18 protein-coding genes are annotated in these 25,891 nt (G+C 46.5%); 11 read left to right on the plus strand and 7 right to left on the minus strand.

Annotated elements, in window-relative coordinates; all coding sequences use genetic code 11:
* Nucleotides 1-48 precede the first annotated feature (48 nt).
* Nucleotides 49-1,884 carry a translational GTPase TypA gene (typA, locus tag H8K36_RS01850; protein WP_186915356.1) on the minus strand — a complete coding sequence of 612 codons (1,836 nt, stop codon included), beginning with the start codon at nt 1,882-1,884 and terminating at the stop codon, nt 49-51.
* A gap of 318 nt (nt 1,885-2,202) precedes the next feature.
* On the opposite strand from typA, the gene htpG reads away from it, so the two are divergent.
* Nucleotides 2,203-4,116, plus strand: coding sequence for a molecular chaperone HtpG (htpG, locus tag H8K36_RS01855; protein WP_186915355.1), 1,914 nt, complete (start codon nt 2,203-2,205; stop codon nt 4,114-4,116).
* A gap of 158 nt (nt 4,117-4,274) precedes the next feature.
* Here htpG and H8K36_RS01860 read toward each other — a convergent pair whose 3' ends face one another.
* Nucleotides 4,275-4,724, minus strand: a complete 450-nt coding sequence (locus tag H8K36_RS01860) for an outer membrane lipoprotein (protein WP_370587135.1) — start codon at nt 4,722-4,724, stop codon at nt 4,275-4,277.
* Nucleotides 4,725-4,917: 193 nt separating this feature from the next.
* Between H8K36_RS01860 and H8K36_RS01865 the strand changes: the two genes are divergently transcribed.
* The 3 genes from H8K36_RS01865 (at nt 4,918) to H8K36_RS01875 (ending at nt 10,612) form a co-directional block, all read left to right on the plus strand.
* The gene (locus H8K36_RS01865; RefSeq protein ID WP_186915353.1) at nt 4,918-5,727 is read left to right on the plus strand and encodes a spermine/spermidine synthase domain-containing protein; all 810 of its coding nucleotides are present in this window, start codon (nt 4,918-4,920) and stop codon (nt 5,725-5,727) included.
* 60 nt (nt 5,728-5,787) lie between these two features.
* Nucleotides 5,788-7,566, plus strand: coding sequence for a type IV pilus assembly ATPase TfpB (gene tfpB, locus H8K36_RS01870; protein ID WP_186915352.1), 1,779 nt, complete (start codon nt 5,788-5,790; stop codon nt 7,564-7,566).
* Between the two features lie 274 nt (nt 7,567-7,840).
* On the plus strand, nt 7,841-10,612 hold the full coding sequence (locus H8K36_RS01875) for a diguanylate cyclase (RefSeq protein ID WP_186915351.1): 2,772 nt from the start codon (nt 7,841-7,843) through the stop codon (nt 10,610-10,612).
* Between the two features lie 40 nt (nt 10,613-10,652).
* Here the strand turns inward: H8K36_RS01875 and H8K36_RS01880 are convergent, their stop codons facing one another.
* On the minus strand, nt 10,653-11,570 hold the full coding sequence (locus H8K36_RS01880) for an NAD-dependent epimerase/dehydratase family protein (protein WP_186915350.1): 918 nt from the start codon (nt 11,568-11,570) through the stop codon (nt 10,653-10,655).
* A 65-nt stretch (nt 11,571-11,635) separates the two neighbouring features.
* Between H8K36_RS01880 and H8K36_RS01885 the strand changes: the two genes are divergently transcribed.
* The 5 genes from H8K36_RS01885 (at nt 11,636) to ppnP (ending at nt 16,819) form a co-directional block, all read left to right on the plus strand.
* A complete protein-coding gene (locus H8K36_RS01885) occupies nt 11,636-12,664 on the plus strand; it encodes a CDP-6-deoxy-delta-3,4-glucoseen reductase (RefSeq protein WP_186915349.1) in 1,029 nt (342 codons plus the stop codon).
* Nucleotides 12,665-12,942: 278 nt separating this feature from the next.
* Entirely contained in the window at nt 12,943-14,163 is a 1,221-nt protein-coding gene (locus H8K36_RS01890; RefSeq protein WP_186915348.1) for an acetylornithine transaminase, read from the plus strand.
* Nucleotides 14,164-14,212: 49 nt separating this feature from the next.
* Nucleotides 14,213-15,130: an ornithine carbamoyltransferase gene (gene argF / locus H8K36_RS01895; protein ID WP_186915347.1), complete on the plus strand. Its 918-nt coding sequence runs from the start codon at nt 14,213-14,215 to the stop codon at nt 15,128-15,130.
* A gap of 49 nt (nt 15,131-15,179) precedes the next feature.
* Entirely contained in the window at nt 15,180-16,409 is a 1,230-nt protein-coding gene (locus tag H8K36_RS01900) for an argininosuccinate synthase (RefSeq protein ID WP_186915346.1), read from the plus strand.
* 95 nt (nt 16,410-16,504) lie between these two features.
* On the plus strand, nt 16,505-16,819 hold the full coding sequence (gene ppnP / locus H8K36_RS01905) for a pyrimidine/purine nucleoside phosphorylase (RefSeq protein WP_186915345.1): 315 nt from the start codon (nt 16,505-16,507) through the stop codon (nt 16,817-16,819).
* A 53-nt stretch (nt 16,820-16,872) separates the two neighbouring features.
* Here ppnP and H8K36_RS19555 read toward each other — a convergent pair whose 3' ends face one another.
* The 4 genes from H8K36_RS19555 to murB form a co-directional block, all read right to left on the minus strand.
* A complete protein-coding gene (locus H8K36_RS19555) occupies nt 16,873-18,525 on the minus strand; it encodes a methyl-accepting chemotaxis protein (protein WP_304941536.1) in 1,653 nt (550 codons plus the stop codon).
* A 157-nt stretch (nt 18,526-18,682) separates the two neighbouring features.
* Nucleotides 18,683-19,096: a 4'-phosphopantetheinyl transferase family protein gene (locus tag H8K36_RS01915; protein WP_186920435.1), complete on the minus strand. Its 414-nt coding sequence runs from the start codon at nt 19,094-19,096 to the stop codon at nt 18,683-18,685.
* Nucleotides 19,097-19,295: 199 nt separating this feature from the next.
* Nucleotides 19,296-23,348, minus strand: a complete 4,053-nt coding sequence (locus H8K36_RS01920; RefSeq protein WP_186915343.1) for a Pls/PosA family non-ribosomal peptide synthetase — start codon at nt 23,346-23,348, stop codon at nt 19,296-19,298.
* Between the two features lie 79 nt (nt 23,349-23,427).
* On the minus strand, nt 23,428-24,462 hold the full coding sequence (gene murB, locus H8K36_RS01925; protein ID WP_186915342.1) for a UDP-N-acetylmuramate dehydrogenase: 1,035 nt from the start codon (nt 24,460-24,462) through the stop codon (nt 23,428-23,430).
* Nucleotides 24,463-24,641: 179 nt separating this feature from the next.
* Between murB and H8K36_RS01930 the strand changes: the two genes are divergently transcribed.
* Nucleotides 24,642-25,133 carry a YajQ family cyclic di-GMP-binding protein gene (locus H8K36_RS01930; RefSeq protein WP_186915341.1) on the plus strand — a complete coding sequence of 164 codons (492 nt, stop codon included), beginning with the start codon at nt 24,642-24,644 and terminating at the stop codon, nt 25,131-25,133.
* Nucleotides 25,134-25,201: 68 nt separating this feature from the next.
* The gene (locus H8K36_RS01935) at nt 25,202-25,876 is read left to right on the plus strand and encodes a retropepsin-like aspartic protease family protein (protein ID WP_186915340.1); all 675 of its coding nucleotides are present in this window, start codon (nt 25,202-25,204) and stop codon (nt 25,874-25,876) included.
* Nucleotides 25,877-25,891: the final 15 nt, after the last annotated feature.

Genomic DNA, 25,891 nt, shown 5'->3' on the forward strand with positions numbered 1-25,891 from the left:
ATAAACCTATACGAGGGCCATTTAGGTGGCCCTCACTCTCAATCGAGATTAGGCTTCGCGAGAAGCTTTTTTACGTTCGTGCTCTTTCAAGAAGCGCTTACGCAAACGGATACTCTTCGGTGTGACTTCTACCAATTCGTCATCTTCAATAAATTCAACCGCATATTCCAAACTCATTTGGATAGGTGGAACCAAACGAACCGCCTCATCTGTACCTGACGAACGGACGTTAGTCAATTGCTTACCTTTAATCGGGTTCACAACCAAGTCGTTGTCACGAGAGTGGATACCAATGATCATACCTTCGTAGACTGGATCATTGTGCACGACGAACATACGGCCACGATCTTGCAACTTCCAGATAGCGTAAGCAACTGCTGCGCCATCATCCTGAGAAATCAACACGCCGTTACGACGGCCTGCCAACTCACCTTTAGTATTATCAACTGGTGCGTATTCATCAAACACGTGGCTCATCAAACCTGTACCGCGTGTCAAGGTCATGAATTCACCTTGGAAACCAATCAAACCACGTGCAGGAATGCGGTACTCCAAACGCACACGACCTTTGCCGTCCGGTTCCATATTTTGCAAATCACCACGGCGACGACCGAGCTCTTCCATGACGCCACCTTGATTTGTTTCTTCAACGTCGACCGTCAAATTTTCATACGGTTCGTGACGCACGCCATCGACCATTTTAAACACAACGCGTGGGCGGGAAACAGCCAATTCGAAACCTTCGCGACGCATATTTTCGATCAAGATCGTCAAATGCAATTCACCGCGACCAGAAACTTCGTATGTAGAATCATCGCCCTCAGCTTGCACTACGCGCAACGCCATGTTGGATTTCAATTCACGTTCGAGACGATCACGAATTTGACGTGTCGTAACGAATTTACCTTCGCGGCCAGCCAATGGAGAGCTGTTGACCATGAAGTTCATCGTCAATGTTGGCTCATCAATTTTCAACATTGGCAAACCTTCAGGCGTATCGGGAGCACAAATAGTAGAACCGATACTAATTTCCTCAATACCGTTGATCAACACGATATCGCCCGCCAAGGCTTCTTCAACTTGAACGCGATCCAAGCCTTTAAATGTCAACACTTGGTTAATACGTGCTTTACTTGGCTTATCTTCTGGGCCATTCATCCAAACAACGTCTTGACCACCGCGGACGCGGCCACGCAAGATACGGCCAACACCAATTTTACCAACGTAGGAAGAGTATTCCAAAGACGTAATTTGCAACTGCAATGGGCCATTTGGATCATCTTCACGCGCAGGAACGTGTTTCAAAATGGCGTCAAACAATGGCTCCATATTTCCTTCGCGCACTGTATCTTCCAATCCAGCGTAGCCTTTGAAACCAGATGCGTAAACGATAGGGAAATCTAGCTGTTCATCAGTCGCGCCGAGCTTGTCGAACAATTCGAATGTCGCATTCACCGCTTTTTGTGGATCCGCGTTTTCACGGTCAATCTTATTCACCACAACGATAGGCTTCAAACCCAAAGCCAAAGCTTTACGCGTCACGAAACGCGTTTGTGGCATTGGACCTTCTTGCGCGTCAACTAGCAACAATACGCTATCAACCATAGACAATACACGTTCCACTTCACCACCGAAGTCAGCATGGCCTGGAGTATCAACGATATTGATGTGAGTACCTTTGTATTCAACTGCACAGTTTTTGGAAAGAATCGTGATACCACGTTCCTTTTCAATATCATTGGAGTCCATCACGCGATTATCAACTTGTTGATTGTCACGGAAAGTACCTGATTGGCGCAGCAATTGATCCACGAGCGTAGTTTTGCCGTGGTCAACGTGGGCGATAATGGCGATGTTGCGAATAGCGCGTGTTGTGTTGGTCATGATTGAGTTTCAATTGGAGATAATTCGGATAACCCACGATTATAGCATGCTGCAATGCAAAACTATCACTTTCAAATCAAAGTTTAGGATTTAATGTAGGCGTAATGTGCCATTATTTCAAAGACTTACTACGGTTTGATGACAAAATGCCTCGATTTCCCGAAGTACCCCTTCGCCTCAAATCTGCCTGACCGCACCACTCTTCATAGGAAATTTACCGCATCCCCCTTGAAATACGCAGCTCGCGTCCACATCTGCCAGCACACTTAGTTTTTTGTCTAAAGATTTATTGTCACTCTCTTATTTTTCGAGGAAAGCATGTCAGAAAAACAAACCTTAGGATTCCAGGCCGAAGTTTCCCAATTATTGCAATTGATGATTCACTCACTGTATTCCAATAAAGAGATCTTCTTGAGAGAACTGATTTCCAATGCTTCTGACGCGGCAGACAAACTGCGCTTTGAAGCCATTAACAATGCAGCCTTATTCGAGAACGACTCTGAACTCAAAATCAAGGTCAGCTTCGACAAAGCCGCACGTACCATCACCATTGCAGATAACGGTATTGGCATGAATCGTGACGATGCAATCAATCACTTAGGTACGATCGCCAAATCTGGCACCAAAGAATTCTTTTCGAAACTGTCTGGCGATCAGCAAAAAGACGCTGCGATGATTGGTCAATTCGGTGTCGGTTTCTACTCAGGCTTTATCGTTGCCGATAAAATCACCGTGGAATCTCGTCGCGCTGGCACAGCGGGAAACGAAGGCGTACGTTGGGAGTCGGCAGGTGCTGGCGACTTTAGCGTAGAACAAATCACTAAAGAAGATCGTGGCACGGCCATCATCTTGCATTTACGCGAAGGCGAAGACGAGTTCCTCTCAGCTTGGAAACTGAAGTCGGTCATACGCACCTACTCCGATCACATTTCATTACCGATCTTGATGCAAAAAGAAGAATGGGATGAAGAGAAAAAAGAAATGACTCTGAAAGACGAGTTAGAAACAGTCAATCAAGCCAGTGCTTTGTGGGCGCGCAGCAAATCAGATATCACACCAGAACAATATACGGAGTTCTACAAGCATATCTCGCATGACTACACTGCCCCATTAACCCATACCCATAATCGAGTCGAAGGTCGCAGCGAATACACGCAATTGTTGTACATCCCAAGTCGCGCACCATTTGATATGTGGGATCGCAATAAGCGCGGCGGCATCAAATTATATGTAAAACGCGTCTTCATTATGGACGATGCGGAACAACTGATGCCGGTGTACCTGCGTTTCGTCAAAGGCATTATTGATTCCAACGATTTGCCACTCAATGTTTCTCGCGAGATCTTGCAAGAATCACGTGACATCAAAGCCATTCGCGAAGGTTCAACAAAACGCGTACTCGGCATGCTGGAAGACTTAGCGAATGCGGAAGGCGATGAGGCCGAAAGCAAGAAAGAAAAATTCGCCAACTTCTGGAAAGAATTTGGCCAAGTGTTGAAAGAAGGTATCGGTGAAGATGCTGCGAACAAGGATCGCATTGCAGCGCTCTTGCGCTTCGCCTCAACACACAACGACAGTGACACACAGAACGTCTCTTTAGCCGACTATATCTCGCGCGCAAAAGAGGGTCAAGACAAGATCTATTACGTTACTGCTGACAGCTACGCTGCGGCAAAAAATAGCCCGCATCTAGAAATCTTCCGCAAAAAAGGCGTTGAAGTCTTGTTACTAACAGACCGTGTGGACGAATGGATGCTGTCTTTCCTCACTGAGTTTGAAGGTAAGACTTTGACTTCTGTCGCCAAAGGTGATTTGGACTTGGGCAAGCTAGAAGACGAGACTGAAAAGAAGCAGCATGAAGAAACTGAGACGCAGTTCAAAGACCTCGTTGAGAAAATGAAAGCGGCCTTGAGTGACAAAGCTAAAGATGTACGAGTGACATTCCGCTTAACAGATTCCCCAGCATGTTTGGTCGCTGACGAAAATGAACTCTCAGGTAATTTGGTACGGATGTTGAAAGCCGCAGGCCAAACAGCGCCGGAATCAAAACCGATCTTGGAAATCAACCCAGATCACCCATTAGTACAGCGTTTGAAATACGAAGAAGCTAAATTCGATGATTGGTCTCACATCTTGTTCGACCAAGCCTCGCTGGCCGAAGGTGGCAACCTTGCAGACCCGAGCGCCTTTGTTCGCCGGTTAAATGAAATGCTGCTGAATGTTTCGAAATAAAGTAACTACAGTTCCCCGATCAACATGATGGGGGATTGTTGAAGCAGCTTTTTTACATCTCGTTACAAAACAAATGGGCTAGATTATCGAATCTAGCCCATTTTTCTTATCAACTTAGATTTATTGCAAACCGACTCCAGGGGAGCCGAAAACAAAATTTAATGTGTAACCCGCGTTGTGCGGCGATCTGACAATAAACGCACACGCTCACCTGGTCTAAACATCTCATCCGCATCCTGCGTAATAGCGCGCAATTCACCATTATCTAAGCGCACAGTAATCTCCAAACCTTTACGCATATTGTTTTGAGATTCAATATTATGACCAACGATACCGCCAACAACAGCACCGACGATACCTGTCGCTGTCGAACCGCGCCCACCACCCATGCTACCGCCAGCAATATTACCTAGTGCTGCGCCGGTTAAAGTCCCAACACCTGAATTTCCTTGTGCGATCGTGACCTCCCGAACTTGTTCAACGACCGCCAAACGCACGGTCATCTCATTTTGAGTCTGGTATGGGCGATAGACGCTGCCAGAGTTAGATGTTGATACACAAGCGCTCAGTGATAAAGCTGATACGATCACTGCCGTTACAAACACAATTTTCTTCACAATACTCTCCTTCGTTTTCCGAGCGATACACTATCACTGATAATCAAAGCCAAGCGATCTTCTCAGGCCGACCGTAGTAGGATCGAACGGCTTTCCACTAGACACCGGATACAGTTTACAATCATGTTATCAAATAATCTTGGAAACAATGGTAAGTATTGTTATCCGCTACTAAAGGTATCTTATGCTAATCAAGAGAAAATCGATTGAGGCCGAAGGCAACTTTCGATCCGGACCACAGGCGGCAAATAATATCACTAGACGAAAACCAAAATTCGCCCCTGTGACATTATCGGAACTCGATGGTGTGCGTTATCTACATTTTGGCACACAATGGATTCAAGGCGCCATGCGATTACGCAAGCCAGATTGGCCGGAGCTTGAATATGCTCAACAAATGATGTCTTGGATGCTATTCCACTCTAACCCTAACAATATCGTACAGCTAGGCTTGGGCACCGCGGCACTAACAAAGTTTTGCTATCGTCAATTTCCGACTGCGAAAGTCACTGCAGTCGATATTAATCCTGCTGTGATCATGATCTGCGAGAGTATGTTCAAGCTTCCACCTAACGATGATCGTCTTCAGGTTATCGAAATGGATGCGATGGATTTTGTGACTGATGAGGAGAATCATAATTCCTTAACCGCTTTACAAGTCGACCTATACGATGCCACTGCAAAAGGCCCAGTCCTCGATTCCACCGAGTTCTACCAAGCTTGTGCAAATTGTCTCAAAGAAGATGGCGTAATGACAGTGAATCTGTTTGGAGACCATCCCAGCTTCGCGAAAAATATGAAAGTTCTAAAGTATGTGTTTGGCACGGTTTTTTGCCTACCCGAGGTTCATGATGGCAATGTTGTCGCCATCGCGTTCAAACATCGACTTAAGCTTGATTTTGAGATCCTTTATCGCCGCGCTGATGAGATTTTTGCACAAACCAAACTGCCGGCGAAAACATGGGTGGACGGTTTAGCAAAGTCAAAGGCATAATCGAATACGAGCATTTTAACTATCCAGTCCAAACTTCATTGACCAGGAATATTACTGAACATGAGCAATCAACATAAACATTTCAACATGCAACAATTGTTCACCTGGCTCATGGAAGATGGGATCATTAAAAAAGACGACGCTAAAATCGCATTCAATCACGCACGAGGTTTGCAAAAAAATGGACCTCCTGACATGCATCCATTAACCGCAATTGCACAATCAAAACTCTATTCAGCAATCAAACCACAGCAACTTTTGACTTTAGACTATCTCACAGAATGGGCCGCCAAGAAAGCAGGCGTTCCCTTCTACCGTATTGATCCACTGAAAATTGACTTTACCAAAGTCGCGGACATCATGTCGTCGACCTATGCGACACGCTTCAATATTCTACCGGTAGATGCGACAAATGAGACCGTCATTGTGGCAACGACCAATCCATTTGATAATGAATGGCTGGACGAAATTGGTCGGATCACCCAAAAAGAAATTCAATTGGTATTAGCGAACCCGCTCGACATCGCTCAATACACCGCGCAATTTTTTTCATTAGCTAAATCGATTAAGGATGCACGCAAGACTAATAGCAACGACGTCGCTCTGCGCAATAACTTTGAGCAATTGGTGGAGTTGGGCAAGTCGAATAAGGCGGTTGATGCCAATGATCAGCACATCATCAACATTGTCGACTGGCTATGGCAGTTTGCTTTTGATCAACGTGCTTCGGATATTCACTTAGAACCAAAACGCGATATGGCAGCCATACGCTTCCGTATCGATGGCGTCTTACACCAAGTGTATCAAGTCCCTGCGACAGTAATGATTGCAATGACAGCCCGCATCAAGTTACTAGGCCGCATGGACGTCATTGAAAAACGACGTCCTCAAGATGGTCGCGTCAAGACCCGCACAGCCGACGGCCAAGAAGTCGAATTACGTTTATCAACGCTACCAACGGCTTTTGGTGAAAAAGTCGTGATGCGTATTTTCGACCCAGAAGTCGTGGTAAAAACTTTGCCTGAACTCGGCTTCCCCGAAAACGATGCCATACGCTGGGACCATCTTACCAAGAAGCCTCATGGGATTATTTTGGTAACAGGTCCAACCGGTTCAGGAAAGACGACGACGCTCTACACAACTTTGAAAGCCTTAGCAACATCGGATGTTAACGTATGTACCGTCGAAGATCCGATAGAAATGGTGGAATCTTCATTTAACCAAATGCAAGTGCAAGCGAACATTGATTTGACTTTTGCGGATGGAATTCGTGCACTCATGCGACAAGATCCAGACATTATCATGGTCGGGGAAATTCGAGATTTGCCCACCGCAGAAATGGCGATTCAAGCCGCACTAACAGGTCATTTGGTGCTCTCAACTTTGCATACAAACGACGCTCCCTCTGCAATCATGCGCTTACTTCAACTCGGGGTTCCATACTACCTCCTTGAAGCGACAATCATCGGTATTCTCGCACAACGCTTGGTAAGAACACTCTGCCCTCATTGCAAGTCTGACGACGGTGAACTTGCAGATCCTGTTTGGGCAGCATTAGTCGACGAAACACAATTAGAAAAACCGAGAAAGATTTACCGCCCTATCGGTTGTATTGAATGCCGTCAGACTGGCTTTAAAGGGCGTACTGGTATCTATGAATTACTCACAGTAACTCAGACCTTTAGCAAAATGATTCAAGCTGACTCTGATATTCACGCACTACGTGCGCAAGCGATGCTCGATGAGATGAAGCCGTTGCGCTTGGCTGGCGCCTATAAAATCATTGACGGTGTGACTACAGCAGACGAAGTACTTAAAGTGACCTCAGCACTCTTTTAGTGCATAGAAGAGCCCATAAAATAGTATTTTGTGTTGATATTTATTTATGGCGACAACATCGGTTCATCACCAAATCGCTTGGAATCAGGTTTTTTTTCTCTGATTGTGCCGCGTTGAAATCCTTTATGTTAAATTGCCCTAAATCAATGTTTTGATTCAATCGCGCTAAGAATAATATCAAGCTTACTGCGGCATACCATCAAGATCTATCGGTGATGGAGGGCAAGTACCTGATATAAGCAATGAGTGCGACACAACCAACTGATTGAAGGCGATGACGGACTTGTACACCTCTGACGACGAGATCTTTGCACTAGAATCAAAGTTATCCCTATTGGAGGGAACTCCTCGCCTTGCCGTACTCGTGCCACTCGCATGGCATCTTCGCCAACGCAACTGCGAACGTAGCAAGCTACTGGCTGATGAAGCCACAATTTTGTTAACGCAAGCGTCAAACGATGACGTTTGGTTCAGACGCAACATGGCGCGTATCGCCCTCATCCATGCTGAAATTAATTGGCTAAAAGGTGAGTTGGAATTTGCTGAGCACTACACCAATGAGGCCAAACAGACTTTCCTAGAATTAAGAGACAAAGTCGGTTTAGGTGACAGTTATTTTCTTCTCTCATCGATTAAGCGCGATCTTGGTGATATTCCCGAGAGAGATGCTTGCTTACAGAAAGCTCTTGAACATTTTCTCGAGGTGGGTGAATTCGAACGACATTTGATTTGTGTCGCGCGCAGCATGCACAACAGTGCCATGCGAGATCCACAATTGACCCTCCAAAAAATTGTCCAAAACTTCGACAATGATCGCAACTACCCAGCGAGCGTCAATGCTTGGCTACTCAGTGCAAAAGCCATTGTTGCCAACAAAATTGGAGACATGGGTGAATCATGTCGCCTTCATATCTTAGCTCACAGAGCAGCCTTCGAAACCGGACAAATTCGCCAAGCAATTCTGACAGCTACAAATGCGGGCGATTCGTTCGCCACTCTCGGTGATCTCGATGCAGCACTTGAGTGGGATGAAATTGCGTTAGCGCTCGCGCGTAATAACAACTGGCCTGGGTCTTTAGCAACCGCGCTACTTCAAACGGGGAATGCATTACGCTTATTACATCGCTATGCAGACGCAAGAGAAAAATTGGTTGAGTCACTAGCGGTACAAACCAAGATTGCGGGCTCTCGCACCTATGCCCACACGCTTTGCTACCTAGGCGACCTGGCAATTGATCTAAGTGCTCCCGAAGATGCCTTGGGATTTTTTCAAAGCGCTGCTGACAAAATTATCGAACACAATGAGCCGGTATTTTTATCGGATTGCTGGAGAGGCCAAGCAATCGCTTATTGTCGACTCGGCCAAGCGCAAGAAGCCCAAGAAAAAATTCGTGATGCTCTTAAAATCGCACAAGACCACCACAATCTAGATGAACAGATTAAGTGTTTTCGCGTACTTGCTGAACTTGCAAAACGATTCCACACTGACAAAGCAGAGCAAATTGCCGCCCCGACTCTCAACTTACACTATTTACTTAAAGCCTACGACCTCTGCAAAACAATCAAAGACATCACGGTACCAGCGGATCTTCTAGACGATATTGCGAATAGTTACGCTGACCTTGATGATTTTCAAAGCGCCTTCGCTTATGCAAAATTATCAGCCAAAGCAAAAGAAAGCAGACGTCTCGTTGACGCACAAAATCGCGCTGTTGCCTTGCAGGTCAAGCACGACAACGAAAGACACAGGGCAGAAGCAGAACATCTCAGAAGAATAGCCAAAAGTGAAGCCGAAAGAGCGGCTAGCCTTCAAGAATCTAGTAACACGCTTGAAACTTTGGGCTTAATCGGGCGCGAAATTACTGCAAATCTAAATGCTGAAGCAGTATTTGAGTCGCTACATAGACATGTCAACGATCTGCTCGACGCAACAAGCTTCGGCATTTCGTTACTCGCAGGCGACGCACGCTCATTGCATTTTGTATTCGGTATGGAGAACGGTGAATTAATTCCTCCATTTACCACCCCGATTGATCACCCTATTTCCTCGTTCGCACGTTGCGCCAGAGAGCGAGAAGAGTTCGTCCTTGAACGCGAGCCAGGTACTGAAGGTCGATTCATCATTCCGGGCACCATGGAAACCTTGAGTCTTCTTTACACGCCATTGATGATCGGAGACAGACTCTTAGGGGTTATGTCGATCCAATCAACTCGTCCACACGTTTATGGGGAGCGGGAACGATCTATTTTGCGCACACTCGCCGCTTACGGTGCGATTGCGCTGGATAACGCCTATGCTTACAAACAATTACAAGCGACGCTCAACACACTGCGCGAAACACAAAATCAGCTGGAAGAAGTCAGTATCACTGATCCATTGACAGGGATGCGTAATCGTCGCTTTTTACTTCAAAATATCGAAGCAGATGTCGCCCGTGTTTTACGATTTTATGAAGACCAAATTCAAGCTGGTGAAGCCGTTTCCCCCGGAGATGAAGATATCGTCTTTTTTATGGTGGACCTCGATCATTTCAAATCGGTTAACGACACATATGGACACGCCTGCGGTGACATGGTGTTGATTCAAATGCGTGATCGATTACAACACGTGTTTAGGGAATCTGACTACCTCATTCGATGGGGCGGCGAAGAGTTTTTGGTCGTTGCACGAAGCTGCAACAGGCGTGATGCGCCTACAGTGGCCGAACGGATTCGACACATCATTTCAAGTACTACCTTTAAGTTGATCGACGACATCGAAATTTCTCGAACCTGCTCGGTCGGTTTTGCAAGTTTCCCTTTCTTACCAACACAGCCTCATCTGTTGAGTTGGGCACAAGTTGTCAATTTTGCAGACCAAGGCTTGTATATGGTGAAAAAAAGTGGACGGAACGCATGCATTGGCATTAGTCATACAAGCGCCGAGCAAGGCGAAGAGTTTTACAATCGTGTCATGCGCCACCCGCAGAATGCAGCTGATAACGGGATGATTGAAATCATTCAACAAAAAACGCACAGTCTCGATGACACGATCATGCCGAGCTAAGCGAACGTTCCTTACTCGCTTCGATATTGGCTGAATTACGCTATGGGGCAACGCCTCGCTCTTTCATCTTTTGCAAACAAACTTCGACAGTCGGAAACATCAACTGCGCGCCTAATTCAATTTTGATTCGCTCATTCTTGAGGCGGCGTGATTCCGACATAAACGACAAGAGCATCGGCGACACCACAAGCGCCAAGTCTTTACGACTCAAGCGCTGAGGCTTGGTCATTTGAAAATAAGATGCGACCAAATCAAAATAATCACCCATTTTCATCGCACTATCATCGACCGCATGGTAGACGCGGTTTGGTCTGCCCCGAAACAATGCCAATTTACTCAGGTAGGCAAGATCATTGGCATGAATATGGTTCGTAAAAACATCTTCTTTTTCGCACAAAGCAGGTGTACCCTTTTGCAAGCGATCCACTGGTAACCGATCTTCTGCATAGATGCCTGGCACTCGCAAAATACTCAAGCGTGATTGCTGCCTTGTCGCCCAGGCGCGCAAACACTGTTCAGCATCAACACGTCGTTTGGCTCGTGCGTTCACAGGATTCACTGATCGAGTCTCGTCAAACAAAGCACCACTACAGTCACCATACACCCCAGTCGTACTGATATAAACAAGACGAGTCTTCTCAGGTAAAATAGCGGCTAATCGCTTCGTCCTTGGGTCATGTGAACCATTTTGCGGCGGCGGTGCTAGGTGTATGACAGTAGGCGCCAGCCCTGCTAGCTTCCTCAGTGTATGAGTTTGATCAAGATCTGCATATATTGGGGTTGCCCCAGCAGCACGTAGTTGCGAAAAACGTGCCGAACCTTGGACTTGGCTAGTTACAGCAAAAACACGAAATCTGTGGACTAGCATAGGCAACAAACGCATACCTACATCGCCACAGCCAATGATCAGAATTCGTGGCTTGGCAAATCGTGCAACTGGTGACGAACTTAATTTCATATCGATCTCAGGCAATAGAGTTTGCCTGCATTTGTATTTGTAGGAACTAATTTTTCAGGACAATCATGACGTTTCAAATTAGCATTACACCCAGCGGTCGCCAATTCGAATGCGAAGAAGATGAGAGCATTTTAACAGCAGCCTTACGCCAAGGCCTTATTTTGCCATATGGCTGTAAGAATGGTGCGTGTGGTTCCTGTAAAGGAAAAGTCCTCAGTGGCAACGTCGTTCATGGACCACACCAACAACGGGCGCTGCCAGACGACGAAGCAGCCCAAGGCGGTGCACTGTTTTGCTGTGCAAAACCACAAAGCAATGTCACGATTGAAGCAAGAGAGCAATTGGCAGACGACGAGTATCCGATCAAAAAACTGCCAACACGCGTCGCCAAATTAGAAAAACTATCTGATGATGTGATGCTGATGGCGCTACAGATGCCAGCGAATGAGAAGCTCAAATATCGTGCCGGCCAATACATTGAATTCTTATTGAAAGATGGCAAACGTCGCAGCTACAGTTTGGCCAATGCCCCGCATTCCGAAGAACACCTGACTTTACACCTGCGCCATATGCCTGGTGGCTTTTTTACAGATCAGGTTTTTTCGACACTGAAAGAGCGGGACATTATGCGCATTGAAGGTCCGCAAGGCAGTTTTTATTTGCGTGAAGACAGCGAAAAACCCGTCATCCTACTCGCTTCGGGTACTGGCTTCGCCCCAATTAAAGCAATAATGGAACATCTGATTCATTTGCAATCGACTCGTCCAGTAAAGCTGTATTGGGGTGGTCGTCGCCCACAAGATTTGTATATGCAACTTCTGTGCGAAGAGTGGAGCAAAAACATTTCCCATTTCGAATACATCCCAGTGGTATCAGATGCCCTCGCCGAAGATCAATGGCAAGGCCGCACAGGTTTTGTTCATCAAGCAGTACTACAAGACCACCCTGATCTCTCGAGATATCAAGTCTACGCTTGTGGTGCGCCTATTGTGGTCGAGTCTGCAAAACGCGATTTCGTTGCACAAAGTGGTCTGCCTATTGATGAGTTCTTTGCTGATTCCTTCACCTCAGAAGCGGACTTAGCGAAAAATTAATACCATTCTGCGCACCAAAAAAATTTTTCAAATTATTTGGAAATTTCTTTATTGCGGTGCGCAAAACCCAAAAAAAACCGTTACACTACGTTTATGCAAAATTTTACTGACATGTCTTCCCCAAATATCGCTCGACGTCGCCGTTCGCACTCCGAGCCTGGGAAGTCCTGCGCGTAAAGAAAGCAAGGACACATGAAAACCACAGGCTCAACCCCTGTGGTTTTTTTTTGCCTCTCACATTTTTAATTGGTCTGCCCTCATCCTCAAGGAGTCTAGAAATGGAATTTAGTCAGTACAACGTCAACGCCCTGATGTACATCACACCACGCCCAGAATTGGTGTTCACAGAAGGCCGAGGCATGTGGATGACTGATCATAATGGCAAACGCTATCTCGACTATCTGCAAGGCTGGGCGGTCAATTGCTTAGGTCATTCACCGAAATGCATCGAAGACGCCATCGTTGCCCAAGCGGGAAAACTATTGAACCCTTCCCCTGCTTTTTACAATGAGAATATGGTGAAGTTGGCCGACTTGCTGACTCAACATTCTTGCTTCGATCGCGTGTTCTTCGCCAATAGTGGTGCGGAAGCCAACGAAGGTGCGATCAAACTTGCACGTAAGTGGGGACAAAAGAATAAGAATGGTGCGTTCGAAATCATCACCTTCGACCATGGTTTTCATGGCCGCACCTTGGCAACGATGTCGGCCTCCGGCAAACCAGGCTGGGATACGATTTTTGCACCACAAGTCACTGGTTTCCCGAAAGCAGACTTGAACGACATCGGGTCCGTTGAGAAGCTAATCAACGAAAAAACTGTGGCTGTGATGCTTGAACCAGTGCAAGGCGAAGGCGGTGTTATTCCTGCGAGTCGTGAGTTTATGCAAGCATTGCGTGCACTGACGCAAAAACACAATATTCTATTGATCGTCGACGAAGTACAAACCGGCATGGGCCGTACTGGCGAACTCTTTGGCTATCAACTATCCGGTATCGAGCCTGACATCATGACGCTCGGCAAAGGCATAGGCGGTGGAGTACCACTGGCGGCATTGCTGGCGAAAGAAGCGGTGTCTTGTTTCGTACCGGGTGACCAAGGCGGTACTTACAATGGTGCGCCATTAATGACGGCTGCCGGTATCGCAGTGATCAATGCACTGACCGCGCCAGGTTTCCTCGATGAAGTGAAAGCCAAGGCGGCTTATTTAAGTAAAGCTTTGTTCGCTCTTTCAGACAAGTTTCAAATGGAAGGCGAACGTGGCGAGGGCTTACTACGCGCACTCAAGCTAGGTAGTGACATCGGCCCTCGCCTAGTTGAAGTGGCGCGTGACCTCGAACCTATCGGCTTATTGATTAACTCGCCACGTCCTAATTTATTACGTTTCATGCCCGCACTCAATGTCAGCTACGAAGAAATCGACACCCTGATTTCTATGTTAAGCCAAGTCATCCAACAGGTGAAAGACGAGCAAGCGGCAGCACCAGCAGCACAATCTTAAAGGCACAACGATGGACACATTCGTAAGCCAAACATTATAAAAAACGACTATGACGATCAAACACTTTTTACAAGTAAGCGACTTGAGTCTAGATGAATACAACTACCTCATGCAGAGGGCTCGTATCATTAAAGACCGATTCAAGCGTTACGAACCCTACCATCCGCTGCTCGACAGAACGCTGGTCATGGTTTTCGAAAAAAATTCAACCCGTACCCGCTTGAGCTTCGAAGCCGGCATGCATCAATTGGGCGGCGCGGCGATTTATCTCAACACACGCGATAGCCAACTGGGCCGCGGCGAGCCAGTGGAAGACGCCGGTCAAGTGATGTCACGCATGTGCGACATTATTATGATTCGTACCTTTGAACAATCGATGATAGAGCGCTTCGCAGCGAACTCACGGGTACCGGTCATCAATGGTTTAACCAATCAACACCATCCTTGCCAAGTATTTGCCGATGTTTTCACCTACATCGAACATCGTGGTTCTATCGCTGGTAAGAAAGTCGCTTGGATTGGTGATGCCAACAATATGCTGTACTCCTGGATGCAAGCGGCCAAAGTATTTGGTTTCCATTTACACATTTCCACACCAAAAGGCTATGACATCGATCCTGCCTGCGTGACTGTCGAGGATACCTATTACACGGTGTTTGCGAATCCATCTGATGCTTGTGAGGGTGTGCACCTCGTCAATACTGACGTCTGGACCAGCATGGGTTACGAAGCTGAAAACCAAGCGCGCTTGAAAGCCTTTGATGGCTGGATCGTGGACGAAGCCAAAATGGGTCGCGCTGATCCTCAGGCGTTATTCATGCACTGCTTGCCAGCGCACCGTGGCGAAGAGGTGTCCGCCGGTGTCATCGACGGCCCGCAATCTGTGGTCTGGGATGAAGCTGAGAACCGACTACATGTCCAAAAAGCCTTACTCGAATATTTAGTCATCGGCAAAGTCGACAACTAAATTCAGAAAAACACATTTCCACTTACTTTTCAAATACAGAAAGCACACTATGAGCGACGTAAAAAAAGTAGTTTTAGCCTATTCCGGTGGTCTCGATACTTCCGTCATTTTGAAGTGGTTACAAGATAATTATCAATGTGAAATCGTGACTTTCACCGCTGACCTCGGTCAAGGCGAAGAGCTCGAACCAGCACGTGCAAAAGCGATCAAGTTTGGCATCAAACCAGAGAATATTTTCATTGATGACTTGCGTGAAGAATTTGTGCGCGATTTCGTATTTCCTATGTTCCGTGCCAATACCGTATACGAAGGTGAATATCTGCTCGGCACGTCAATCGCGCGTCCACTAATTGCAAAACGATTGATTGAAATCGCCAAGCTGACTGGCGCAGATACGATTTCACACGGTGCTACGGGCAAAGGCAATGACCAAGTTCGTTTTGAATTGGGTGCCTATGCATTGATGCCAAATGTCAAAGTTATCGCACCGTGGCGTGAATGGGATTTACTCTCTCGTGAAAAATTACTGAAATATGCAGAAGATGCCGGTATTGCGATCGATATGAAACACAAAAATGGTGGCGCACCGTACTCGATGGATGCCAACCTCTTGCATATCAGTTTTGAAGGCCGTCATTTGGAAAACCCAAGTGCGGAAGCGGAAGAATCGATGTGGCGCTGGACAGTCAGCCCAGAAGCTGCACCAGATACGCCTGAGTATTTGGATATCGAATATGAAAAAGGCGATATCGTGGCACTGAATGGCGTACGCATGTCACCTGCCGCAGTCTTAACCGAGCTCAATCGTTTGGGCGGTAAGCACGGCATTGGTCGTTTGGATTTGGTAGAAAACCGCTACGTCGGCATGAAGTCGCGCGGCTGCTACGAAACACCTGGCGGCACTATTATGCTCCGTGCTCACCGCGCAATCGAATCGATTACTTTGGATCGTGAAGTCGCGCATTTGAAAGATGATTTGATGCCTCGTTACGCAAGCTTGATCTATAACGGTTACTGGTGGGCACCAGAACGCGTGGCACTGCAAACCTTGATCGACCACACGCAACAAACGGTCAATGGTTGGGTACGTGTCAAGCTTTACAAAGGCAACGTCATCACGGTCTCACGAGATTCCAAAACCGACTCGCTATTTGACATGAACATCGCAACCTTTGATGAAGATGGTGGTGCATACAACCAAGCGGATGCAGGCGGCTTCATCAAATTGAATGCGCTACGTATGCGCATCGCTGCGAACGCCAAAATTAAACGTTCCTAAACGCGACATTAAATATTAAATCATAGCCAGATGAGTGCAAGCTTCTCTGGCTATATTTTTTAAAAACTAACTAAAAACTACCAATAATCAACATCATGAGTACACAATTCGATCTAGTCAGCGTCATCAAAAAAGCTAACATTTACTTCGATGGCAAATGCGTTTCCCATACTGTTTTATTTGCGGACGGAAGTAAAAAGACCATCGGTATTATTTTTCCGTCAGCCCTCACCTTTAACACAGCAGCGGCTGAAATCATGGAGATCAATGCAGGTAAATGTCGCGTTACGCTTGCAGGTGAAGCAACCAGTAAAGAATATGGTAGTGGCGAGCAGTTTTCAGTCCCAGCGAACTCTAGCTTCCAGATTGAGACGATTGAAACTGTCGATTACGTCTGCCATTTCATTTAATGAAGTACGAGCATCAGAGCACGTGAGAAACTTGCGCTGATGCTCGTCGCCAGTTACGCTCTCGCTAATTTCGGCAAATTCAAATCTGACCTCTCTCGAACACTCTGTACTCTTTTCGGGATCACGCGAGCAGCATGAGTCAAAGTTTCAATCTTAAAAGTGTGCACAAGTTCACTCAAGTTTGAAGCTTGATTTTCCAATGCCTCTGCCGCAGCTGCTGCTTCTTCGACCAGGGCCGCATTTTGTTGGGTCACCTGATCCATTTGTATAACAGCGACATTAATTTGATCTATCCCGTTCGTTTGCTCATGACTTGCGTTGGCGATCTCATTGATCACACTCGAGACGCGACGAATACTGTCAACCACTTCATGCATCGCGATTCCTGCCTGATCAACGATTCGAGTGCCATTACCAACCTGCTCTACAGAATTAGCAATGAGCACTTTGATCTCCTTGGCAGCGGCTGCACTGCGCTGAGCCAGGCTTCGAACCTCGCTCGCCACGACGGCGAAGCCACGACCCTGCTCTCCAGCACGAGCCGCTTCCACTGCAGCATTTAAAGCGAGAATATTGGTTTGAAAAGCGATGCCGTCAATCACGGAGATAATCTCAACGATTTGCTTCGATGCTTCGTTGATACCCTCCATCGTCATTACCGCACGATTGACCATATCACCGCCATTTACCGCGACTGACGATGCTTGTTTAGCAAGCGTATCGGCCTCGCGTGCATTCTCGGCGTTATGCTTAACTGTAGACGTGAGCTCTTCTAAGGACGCCGCAGTTTCCTCCAAGGAGGCGGCTTGCTCTTCTGTCCGAGAAGATAAATCGAGATTACCATGGGCGATTTCGCGCGAGGCGGATGCAATTGTCTCAGCACTCAGGTTAACGGCACCCACTAAATGACTTAGTTTGTCACGCATGTCACGAAGAGCGAAAATCAAACTACTTTGATCTTTTGGATGTACCTCCACATCGACACACAAATTGCCCTTAGCAATTTGATACGCGACAGCTATCGCATAGTTCGGCTCGCAGCCTAGCTGCCGTGTCAACGAACGGCTGATGGCGACCGCTAGGAAAGACGACAAAGAAATTACAGTAAGTGATAACAAGATCAACTCATTACGCGCTTCCGCGTAATACTCTTCAGTTAACCTTGCAGCCACGACATTTTTTTCGCGCTGAAGTAGGATAAATTCATGAATGCCATCCTGCCATTTAGTGACAGCAGGATTAACTTGCTCCATTAAGAGGCGGACTGCAGATGTTCTATCACTTTTTTCTAATAAGAGAAAATCATCATTGAGTTTTCTTGCGGCGACCTTCTCCAGATCAATTTCACGAACAAACTCTTGGCCTCGTTTATCTAGCGGCATCTTCTGCAATCGTTCAAATGCGGCGTCGTAGTGTTGTCTCGCTTCCGTAATCTTGATTTTCTGCGCATCTGCCGGCTCACGGTTTGCACCTTCGCCATCCAATAGCGCTATCGTTCTCACCACGCGTGAAGTGATATGAACCGCATTCGACATATCTTCTAGCAATGCCATCTTCTTGACATTAATGTCGACGATTTGATGCATTGCTTCATTTTCTCGCATCATTCCAACAAGCCCAACTACAGAGATCGCCATCACGAAGATCAAAATAGAACCAAAACCCGCTATCATGCGATTACGCACTTTCATATTCGCTAGTTTCATGATCGTCTCCGCTTAGCATCAAAAAATTTATATCGAAGGATGCCTGCAGTCTAGGTGGTAGTTCTGATGAGCGATATAAGATGTCACAGTGTTTAACCATTTGAACCGAGTCATCCGCATTCAAGACCAGATGTCCCGGAGTCAAAGACACTCGATTCTAAACATGTAATCTTGCTTGGGCTAGAACATAGCGACTTCCGATAGACATAAACTCAACAATCATGTCATTGGGAAGACAAGGATCGTTTTGAGTCCACTCGATGATTGGAAGACCAAGACATTTCAAGCTCGCTTCGCGTTTGGCCCATTCAACACCAAAGTTAAAACGAAATTCATGTCGATTAGAATGGGCTAAAGAAGTGGCGATACTCGGCGACAAAAACAACTTTGCTGTTTGGAGTAAATCATCCTCCGCACTGATTTCATTAAGGTCAACGAGATCGACGCCTATCTTCGTATCCAAGGATAGCGCAGCACAGGAGACTCCAGAAGCATGTGAGATGGAAACGTGAATCTGCCGGCCATTGACGAACAAAGTTGGCACCATGCCACGCTGATTATCAATACACACATTTTCAGGACTAGTCTCTGCGTATAACACGAGAAGGTGACGGAGTAACTCGCGAACGTGCTTTCTTATTATGGAACGATCAATTGTGGACGAACTAGCACAGTAAATGAGGACGTGCCGCTTTTGACGAAAGGCCGTCAACGCATCATACACTTGTGACGGCAATTCAAAGGCAACTAAACTCATTTACAAATTAGCTTTAGCCAATAGAAGCTGGGCATCCGCGCCAGCTAGAACCAGCAGGAATAAATTCCCCCTTCATCACTAAAGTCAGCGATCCAAGCTTTGCATCATCTCCCACCTGTGCCCCATACAGGACAAAACTCCGGGGCCCAAGATAGACACGGTCACCAATCTTAACATGGTCGACTTTCATGACACGGTCTTCAAACAAATGGGTTTGGGGGCAGGCAGCAGCATTAATTTCGCTGTAATCACCGATCGACACGCAATCGAATTCCGTGATATCCGTAGTATCCATATAAACGCCCTTCCCTATTTTCGCACCTAGCAAATTGAATGCTAACGGCAACCAAGGTGTGCCCTTCAAATAGCGCATGAAATTAGGTACTGTAATCCCCTCATAGAGATTTGTGATTGCTTCTGAAGACCAGACAAACCAAGTCCACATCGGATGACTACTTTGTTTGTATTTAAAAATCAAAATCCACTTCAAGGCAGCAACAAATACAAAACAGCCAGCGCCATATAAGAGGCCCGACACCACCAAATAATAAAAAACTTCAGCCCAACGTTCTTCCGCGGCTAAAGGCATCAAATCGAGCACAATGACATATCCAATAGCAATTACCAGCGCATGCGGCGCGATGATGCGGAAAGCCTCAATCAGGCCGCGTGCAAGCTTGCGCCATAAAGACGGTTTGAACGTCAGATTTTCAGCGAAGCCTTTCACTTCTTCACGGGCGGGTAGTAACATGGCCGGTGACCCGATCCAAGTATCTCCCGGTTTCATCTTTGCATTCGTAGGTGCACTCGTATGAACACCAATCAAAACATTTTCCGGTATTACCGTACCATCGGGCACGTAAGCGCCATTACCTACAAAGCTGCGACGGGAAACAGTCGTCGCCTGCACCGTCATCCAGCCTTGATCAATTTCCTCATCACCTAGCATGACCGCATCGGCGATAAAACATTCATCGCCAAGCGTCAGCATATCTGGAACGACACCTAGTGCGGTAGAAACCTCTGCACCTTTACCAACCTTGGCACCCAAGAGGCGATACCAAAATGGCGAATAGATAGTGGCATATACACCGTGCAATACATTCAAACTGGATTCTTGAATTTGGTTGACGAACCATTTGCGGCAATACGTATTGCTATGTACTGGATAACTGCCTGGCTTAAGCCTACCCAGGAAAGCCCATCGAATTCCTGCTGACAGCAAGGCGGTGCAAATCACAAGAACAGCAGTCGCTGGAAATGCAAGCATAAAATAGTCAATCAACTGCACTTCGACATTGGCTTTTTGAATAAACTCCAGTGACTCCATCGAATCAAAGAAATCGATCAACATAAAACTAGGGAAGACTGGCAGGAAAAACAAAGCCGTGACAAGCAAAGAACCCAGAAGAAAATAGATCCCTTCACCTAACTTGCGTACTCCACTCACCTCAGCCCTTGGTTTATCTGTATCGAGTACAAAAGCGCCCACATCGCGAGCAGGCGAACCGCTCCAAATTCGCCCTTGTGGCACGCATTGAGTCTCTACCAAAGCTGACTGACCTTCGAGATGCGCGAATGCTTCTAACGTCGTATCGCCTTCGAGCACAGAGTAAGATCCAACGTAAGCATTTTGTCCAAGGCAAATTTGTCCCACACGCATTTCGCCGTGCTCAACACGAACATTCTCGAAATTACAGGCGTTACCAATACTCACTCCATCATCGAGTTGCAAACAATCGGGTGCGCGCAATGTCATCGAACCTACGAGCACTTCCTTACCTAACTTTGCCCCCATTGCTCGCAACCACCAGTTGTAGAGCGAGGAACCATTCAACATATAAATCGGTACGGCCTCGATAATACGATCGACCAGCCACCATCTAAAATACGTCACACCCCACATCGGATAAATACCAGGCTTTAAACGACCTAGGATCACCCACTTCGCCGCTATCGCAAAGAAAAACTCAGCAACTGTCACACCGAGAAAAATCAGAATCGAAAAACCAATTGCCACAGGAATCGAATCGCTTGGTTCACCAGTGAAGAAGTGATAGGCAAAGAAAGGAGCTAGCCATTGCAGCATCCGAATCGCCACTAAGCAAGGAATCATCACTGCTTGCGCGGCACCACATATCCAACGCTTCAAGTCACTGACTGGCGCCCAAGTCAACTGAGCGTCTTTCGCTATGTTGACGTCGATTGCACCCGCTTGCATCACAGACGCAATTTTCCCTAACGAACGAGATTGATAAATATCACTGATCTTAAAATAAGCGTAACGTGGATCTTGACGGAGGGCTGATACCAAACGCGCTGCCATCAATGAATGGCCACCGAGGTCATCAAAAAAATCCGCACCACGCCGCAAGGCCTGACCAGGAAACAATCTAGCGAGAGAATCAAACAGAAGCTGCTCTGCCTCATTCTCTGGTACATCACCATCAGTAGCTTTTTCTTGTACCGTGAGTGGACTTGCCTTCAAAGTCTTACGATCAATCTTGCCGGAGCTTAGGCGTGGCATCTCATCGAGAAATTCATAGCGACTCGGCACCATATATGCAGGCAACACTTGACTCAAGGCGAGACGTAAACGGTGGATACTTTCAGCAATAGTTTCAAGGTCAAAACCCGACTCGCGAACGATGAATGCAATTAATTGATCGATGCCTTGCTCTTGACGTAAAATCACCGCGACAGTGCCAATCCCCTCTTGCTTCGCCAAGACGGCTTCAATTTCACCAAGCTCCACCCGAAAACCACGAATCTTCACTTGATCGTCAGCGCGCCCCAAACATTGCACACTGCCATCTTCACCTATACGCGCAAGATCACCAGTTCGATATAAACGTTGATACTTTTCACTCGTCGCCCATGGGTTATCTAAAAACTTTTCTGCCGTCAGATCAGGCCGTCCCAGATAACCCGCAGAGACACCTGGTCCGAAAATACAAAGTTCACCCGTTTCACCACGAGGCAATAGTCGCAGTCCATTACCAGAGTTAAGATCGACTTCAGGATCAATCACTAATAAGCCGTAGTTAGGAAGCGGGATGCCAATCGTGACAGGCGCACCAGCCGACAAAGGTGCTAGGCTAGCGGAAACAGTCGCTTCGGTTGGCCCGTAGGTATTAAACATTTGTCTTTGCGGAGTTGCCCACCGTTCTACCAAACTAGGCGGACACATTTCCCCCCCCAAATTGATCAAACGTAAGCACGGCACATCAATGCTAAACAAGGCAAGCAGAGTCGGCACCGCATGCAATACAGTAATTTGATTCTCAATCAAAGCCCGCGGCAAGGCATCCGGATCCAATGCCACTTCTTTTGGCGCGATCCATAATGTCGCACCGACCAAATAACTGATCCAAATCTCTTCGAAGGACATATCGAATGCCACAGAAAAGCCTTGGTAAACGCGATCGCTGCTGCAAATACCGAGAACACTGTTTTCGCTTCTCAAGAACTGACAAATACTACCTTGGGTAATGACGATACCTTTAGGCTTTCCGGTTGAACCTGATGTATAAATCACATAAGCAGGATCACTTTCCTTCGCCCTCGGCAATTCCAAGTTTTGATCGATATTCTGTGCCAGCAAATCTTCAGCAATAAAAATCGTAAAACTCAAAGAAGCTAAGTCATGTAATGACGAATGCTGTGTGAGCAGACCAAAGGCATTCGCGTCTTGTAGGCAAACTTCAATACGATCTACTGGAACGTCGGCATCAAACGGCAACCAAGCCGCTCCGGTTTTGGCAATGGCTGCTTGCATCACTAAGAGATCGACGCCCCTAGCCATCCATAAGCCAATAATGTGACCTGGGCGCAATCCGGCCTTGAATAAATGCGCCGCAACACGATCGGTAAGTTGTCCAAGTTCAGCATATGTCAGCGTCCGTTCTCCGGACGACAATGCGATCTTCTGTGGATACTGCTTCACGCTCACGTTGATCAAATCTGCCAAACATTCGTCGCGCAATAAATCAGGGCGATCTGGGCCGTACAAGATTGCTGTGGCCGTGTCGGCTTTTTGTTGCTGTTGATTTTCTGGTTGGTTCATTTCTTATTCTTGAACGATGTATTCGTTCTTTATATCGGTAAAAAGTGAATTACTTGTTGCGATTTCTATTTTGGCAATGCTATACAAAGACCGGTTCAACTTCCAAATTCACAGAAAAATTTTCGGCTACATCAGCTTGAATTTGCGCTGCCAATGCACGCACATCTTTACCGGTTGCGCCACCTAAGTTCACCAAGACCAATGCTTGCTTCTCGTAGACACCAACTCTTTCCAAACGCTTTCCTTTCCAGCCACATTGTTCAATGAGCCAGCCTGCTGCCAATTTGAAATTTCCGTCATCGAGTGGATAGCTCACACAGTTTGGATGGCTTCGCAAAATTTGCTCGCGTAATGCAGGGCTCACAACCGGATTCTTAAAAAAGCTACCAGCGTTCCCTATTATGGCTGGGTCAGGCAATTTACTCTGCCGAATAGCACAAATCACGTCACTCACATCCTGAGGTTTTGGTTTATGGATACCACGTTGTTGCAACTGCTGGGCAACATCACCGTAACTCAATTCCGGTTTCCACAACCGAGGTAACGCAAACTGGACCTCCGTAATGAGGAATCGGTCTTTAAACTCGCGTTTAAAGATGCTATCGCGATAAGCAAATTGGCATTCCGCTTTTGTGAACGTACGAAATTCACCAAGCTCAAAATCGAAAGCAGTAAGTTGGTGAAAGAAATCTTTAAGCTCGCGGCCATATGCTCCAATATTCTGTATTGGAGACGCCCCGACAGTTCCAGGAATTAATGAGAGATTTTCTAAGCCACCCAAACCTTGTGCAAGAGTCCATTGCACGAACTCATGCCAATTCTCGCCAGCAGCCCCGGAGACGATAGTCGTTTCCTCACCTTGTTCAAGGATCTGCTTTCCAGTCAGAGCGACTTGAATCACCAACGCTGCGAGTCTGTCCGACAGAATGAGGTTGCTACCACCGCCCAAAAATAAACGTGGTATTGCCTCTGGCAAGAGTTTTAATGATTGCTGAAGTTCCGCGAGTTGCTGGGGGCTTTCGAGACGAAAAAATTGATCTGCAACGGCGTCGATGCCAAAACTGTTACTCGTTTTGAGTGAAACCTGATGCTGAAAGGGAGAAAGCGTATTCATAAGTACAAGATTATAGTCGCTAAACCTTAGGTAACGACACAAAAAGCACATTAAGAGGGCCGGAGTTTTTGTTAAAATGCTCGCTGAATTCGATTCCGCTGCTCTTTGCTCTTTTTGACTCTCATTTGAAGAAAAAATGAAGTAATAGCACGCAACAAACTTATAAAATAGGAAACATCATGCCATCATTTGATACCGTCTCAGAAGCAAACATGGAAGAGGTTAAGAACGCTATTAACCAAACCAATAAAGTTGTCACCAATCGTTTCGATCTAAAAGGCACAAGCGCCAAAGTTGAACTCAAGGACAAAGAGCGCGAGATCATTTTATTTGGAGATTCGGAATTCCATCTCGATCAAATTATGATTGAAGTAAAACAGACTTTAGGCAAACGCAATGTGGACGTTCGTTTTTTGGATGTTGGCGATGTCGAAAAGATTGGTGGAGATAAAGTCAAACAAGTATTGAAAGTAAAGAACGGTATTCAAACGGAAGACGCGAAGAAAATCGTTAAAGTTATCAAAGACAGCAAAATGAAAGTACAAGCAAGCATTCAAGGCGATGCTGTACGTGTAACTGGCGCCAAGCGCGATGATCTGCAAGCGGCAATGGCTTTACTACGCAAAGAGATCAAAGACTTGCCATTAGAATTCAATAACTTCCGTGACTAAGTCTGGGTGTCGATAAGAATGAGCGATCCCCAATTGCAGCAACGTTTTTGGATGTCAATGGAGTGCGGATGAGTTTGTTTGAAGTTATTCGGCCTTTGTTTCCATGTCGCAAATTCGCCGTCCTTTTGTTGTTGAGCGTAACGGCTCACGCACACGGAACAGACATCGATTTGGTTGCACTAAGCAATGGCAAAGCCATGCTGATCGTGGATGGCAAAGCACCAAAAAACTATACGATTGGTACCAATATCACGTCGACTATCAAATTAATTGCTGCAGATCGGGATAGTGCGACAATTGAAATCGATGGTAAAAAACAGTTACTACAACTTGGGCGAACATCTCTCCAGCCGAGTATGGATACCGGAAATAAGAAGATTATCCTACAGGCAAACGAACTCGGTCATTTCTTAACGAATGGGCAGATCAATGGTGGAAGTTCGGTGCGAATGTTAGTCGATACAGGTGCTAGCTTTATCGCCCTACCCGCCAGCGAAGCCCAACGTCTGGGTATTGATTATAGAAACAAAGGGATACTTGCTAGAACATCGACAGCCAATGGTGTTGTGCCAATTTATCGAGTAAGACTCGACTCAGTCAAGATTGGTGAGATCGAAATTTTACAAGTCGATGCTGCGGTTCATGAGGGGGACCTGCCGATAACCCTCCTCGGCATGTCATTTCTCAAACGTGTTACGATGCTACGCGAGGGTCAGCAGATGACGCTAACCAAAAAAAATTAACGCCCCATGCAACAC

The organism is Affinundibacterium nitidum (assembly GCF_014284155.1).
Classification (GTDB): Bacteria; Pseudomonadota; Gammaproteobacteria; order Burkholderiales; family Burkholderiaceae_D; genus Undibacterium; species Undibacterium nitidum.

Bases quoted from the DNA above. Each gene is read 5' to 3' on its own strand.
- typA (WP_186915356.1), bottom strand. From the start codon at position 1,884: ATGACCAACACAACACGCGCTATTCGCAACATCGCCATTATCGCCCAC.
- htpG (WP_186915355.1), top strand. From the start codon at position 2,203: ATGTCAGAAAAACAAACCTTAGGATTCCAGGCCGAAGTTTCCCAATTA.
- H8K36_RS01865 (WP_186915353.1), top strand. From the start codon at position 4,918: ATGCTAATCAAGAGAAAATCGATTGAGGCCGAAGGCAACTTTCGATCC.
- tfpB (WP_186915352.1), top strand. From the start codon at position 5,788: ATGAGCAATCAACATAAACATTTCAACATGCAACAATTGTTCACCTGG.
- H8K36_RS01875 (WP_186915351.1), top strand. From the start codon at position 7,841: ATGACGGACTTGTACACCTCTGACGACGAGATCTTTGCACTAGAATCA.
- H8K36_RS01880 (WP_186915350.1), bottom strand. From the start codon at position 11,570: ATGAAATTAAGTTCGTCACCAGTTGCACGATTTGCCAAGCCACGAATT.
- H8K36_RS01885 (WP_186915349.1), top strand. From the start codon at position 11,636: ATGACGTTTCAAATTAGCATTACACCCAGCGGTCGCCAATTCGAATGC.
- H8K36_RS01890 (WP_186915348.1), top strand. From the start codon at position 12,943: ATGGAATTTAGTCAGTACAACGTCAACGCCCTGATGTACATCACACCA.
- argF (WP_186915347.1), top strand. From the start codon at position 14,213: ATGACGATCAAACACTTTTTACAAGTAAGCGACTTGAGTCTAGATGAA.
- H8K36_RS01900 (WP_186915346.1), top strand. From the start codon at position 15,180: ATGAGCGACGTAAAAAAAGTAGTTTTAGCCTATTCCGGTGGTCTCGAT.
- ppnP (WP_186915345.1), top strand. From the start codon at position 16,505: ATGAGTACACAATTCGATCTAGTCAGCGTCATCAAAAAAGCTAACATT.
- H8K36_RS19555 (WP_304941536.1), bottom strand. From the start codon at position 18,525: ATGAAACTAGCGAATATGAAAGTGCGTAATCGCATGATAGCGGGTTTT.
- H8K36_RS01920 (WP_186915343.1), bottom strand. From the start codon at position 23,348: ATGAACCAACCAGAAAATCAACAGCAACAAAAAGCCGACACGGCCACA.
- murB (WP_186915342.1), bottom strand. From the start codon at position 24,462: ATGAATACGCTTTCTCCCTTTCAGCATCAGGTTTCACTCAAAACGAGT.
- H8K36_RS01930 (WP_186915341.1), top strand. From the start codon at position 24,642: ATGCCATCATTTGATACCGTCTCAGAAGCAAACATGGAAGAGGTTAAG.
- H8K36_RS01935 (WP_186915340.1), top strand. From the start codon at position 25,202: ATGAGTTTGTTTGAAGTTATTCGGCCTTTGTTTCCATGTCGCAAATTC.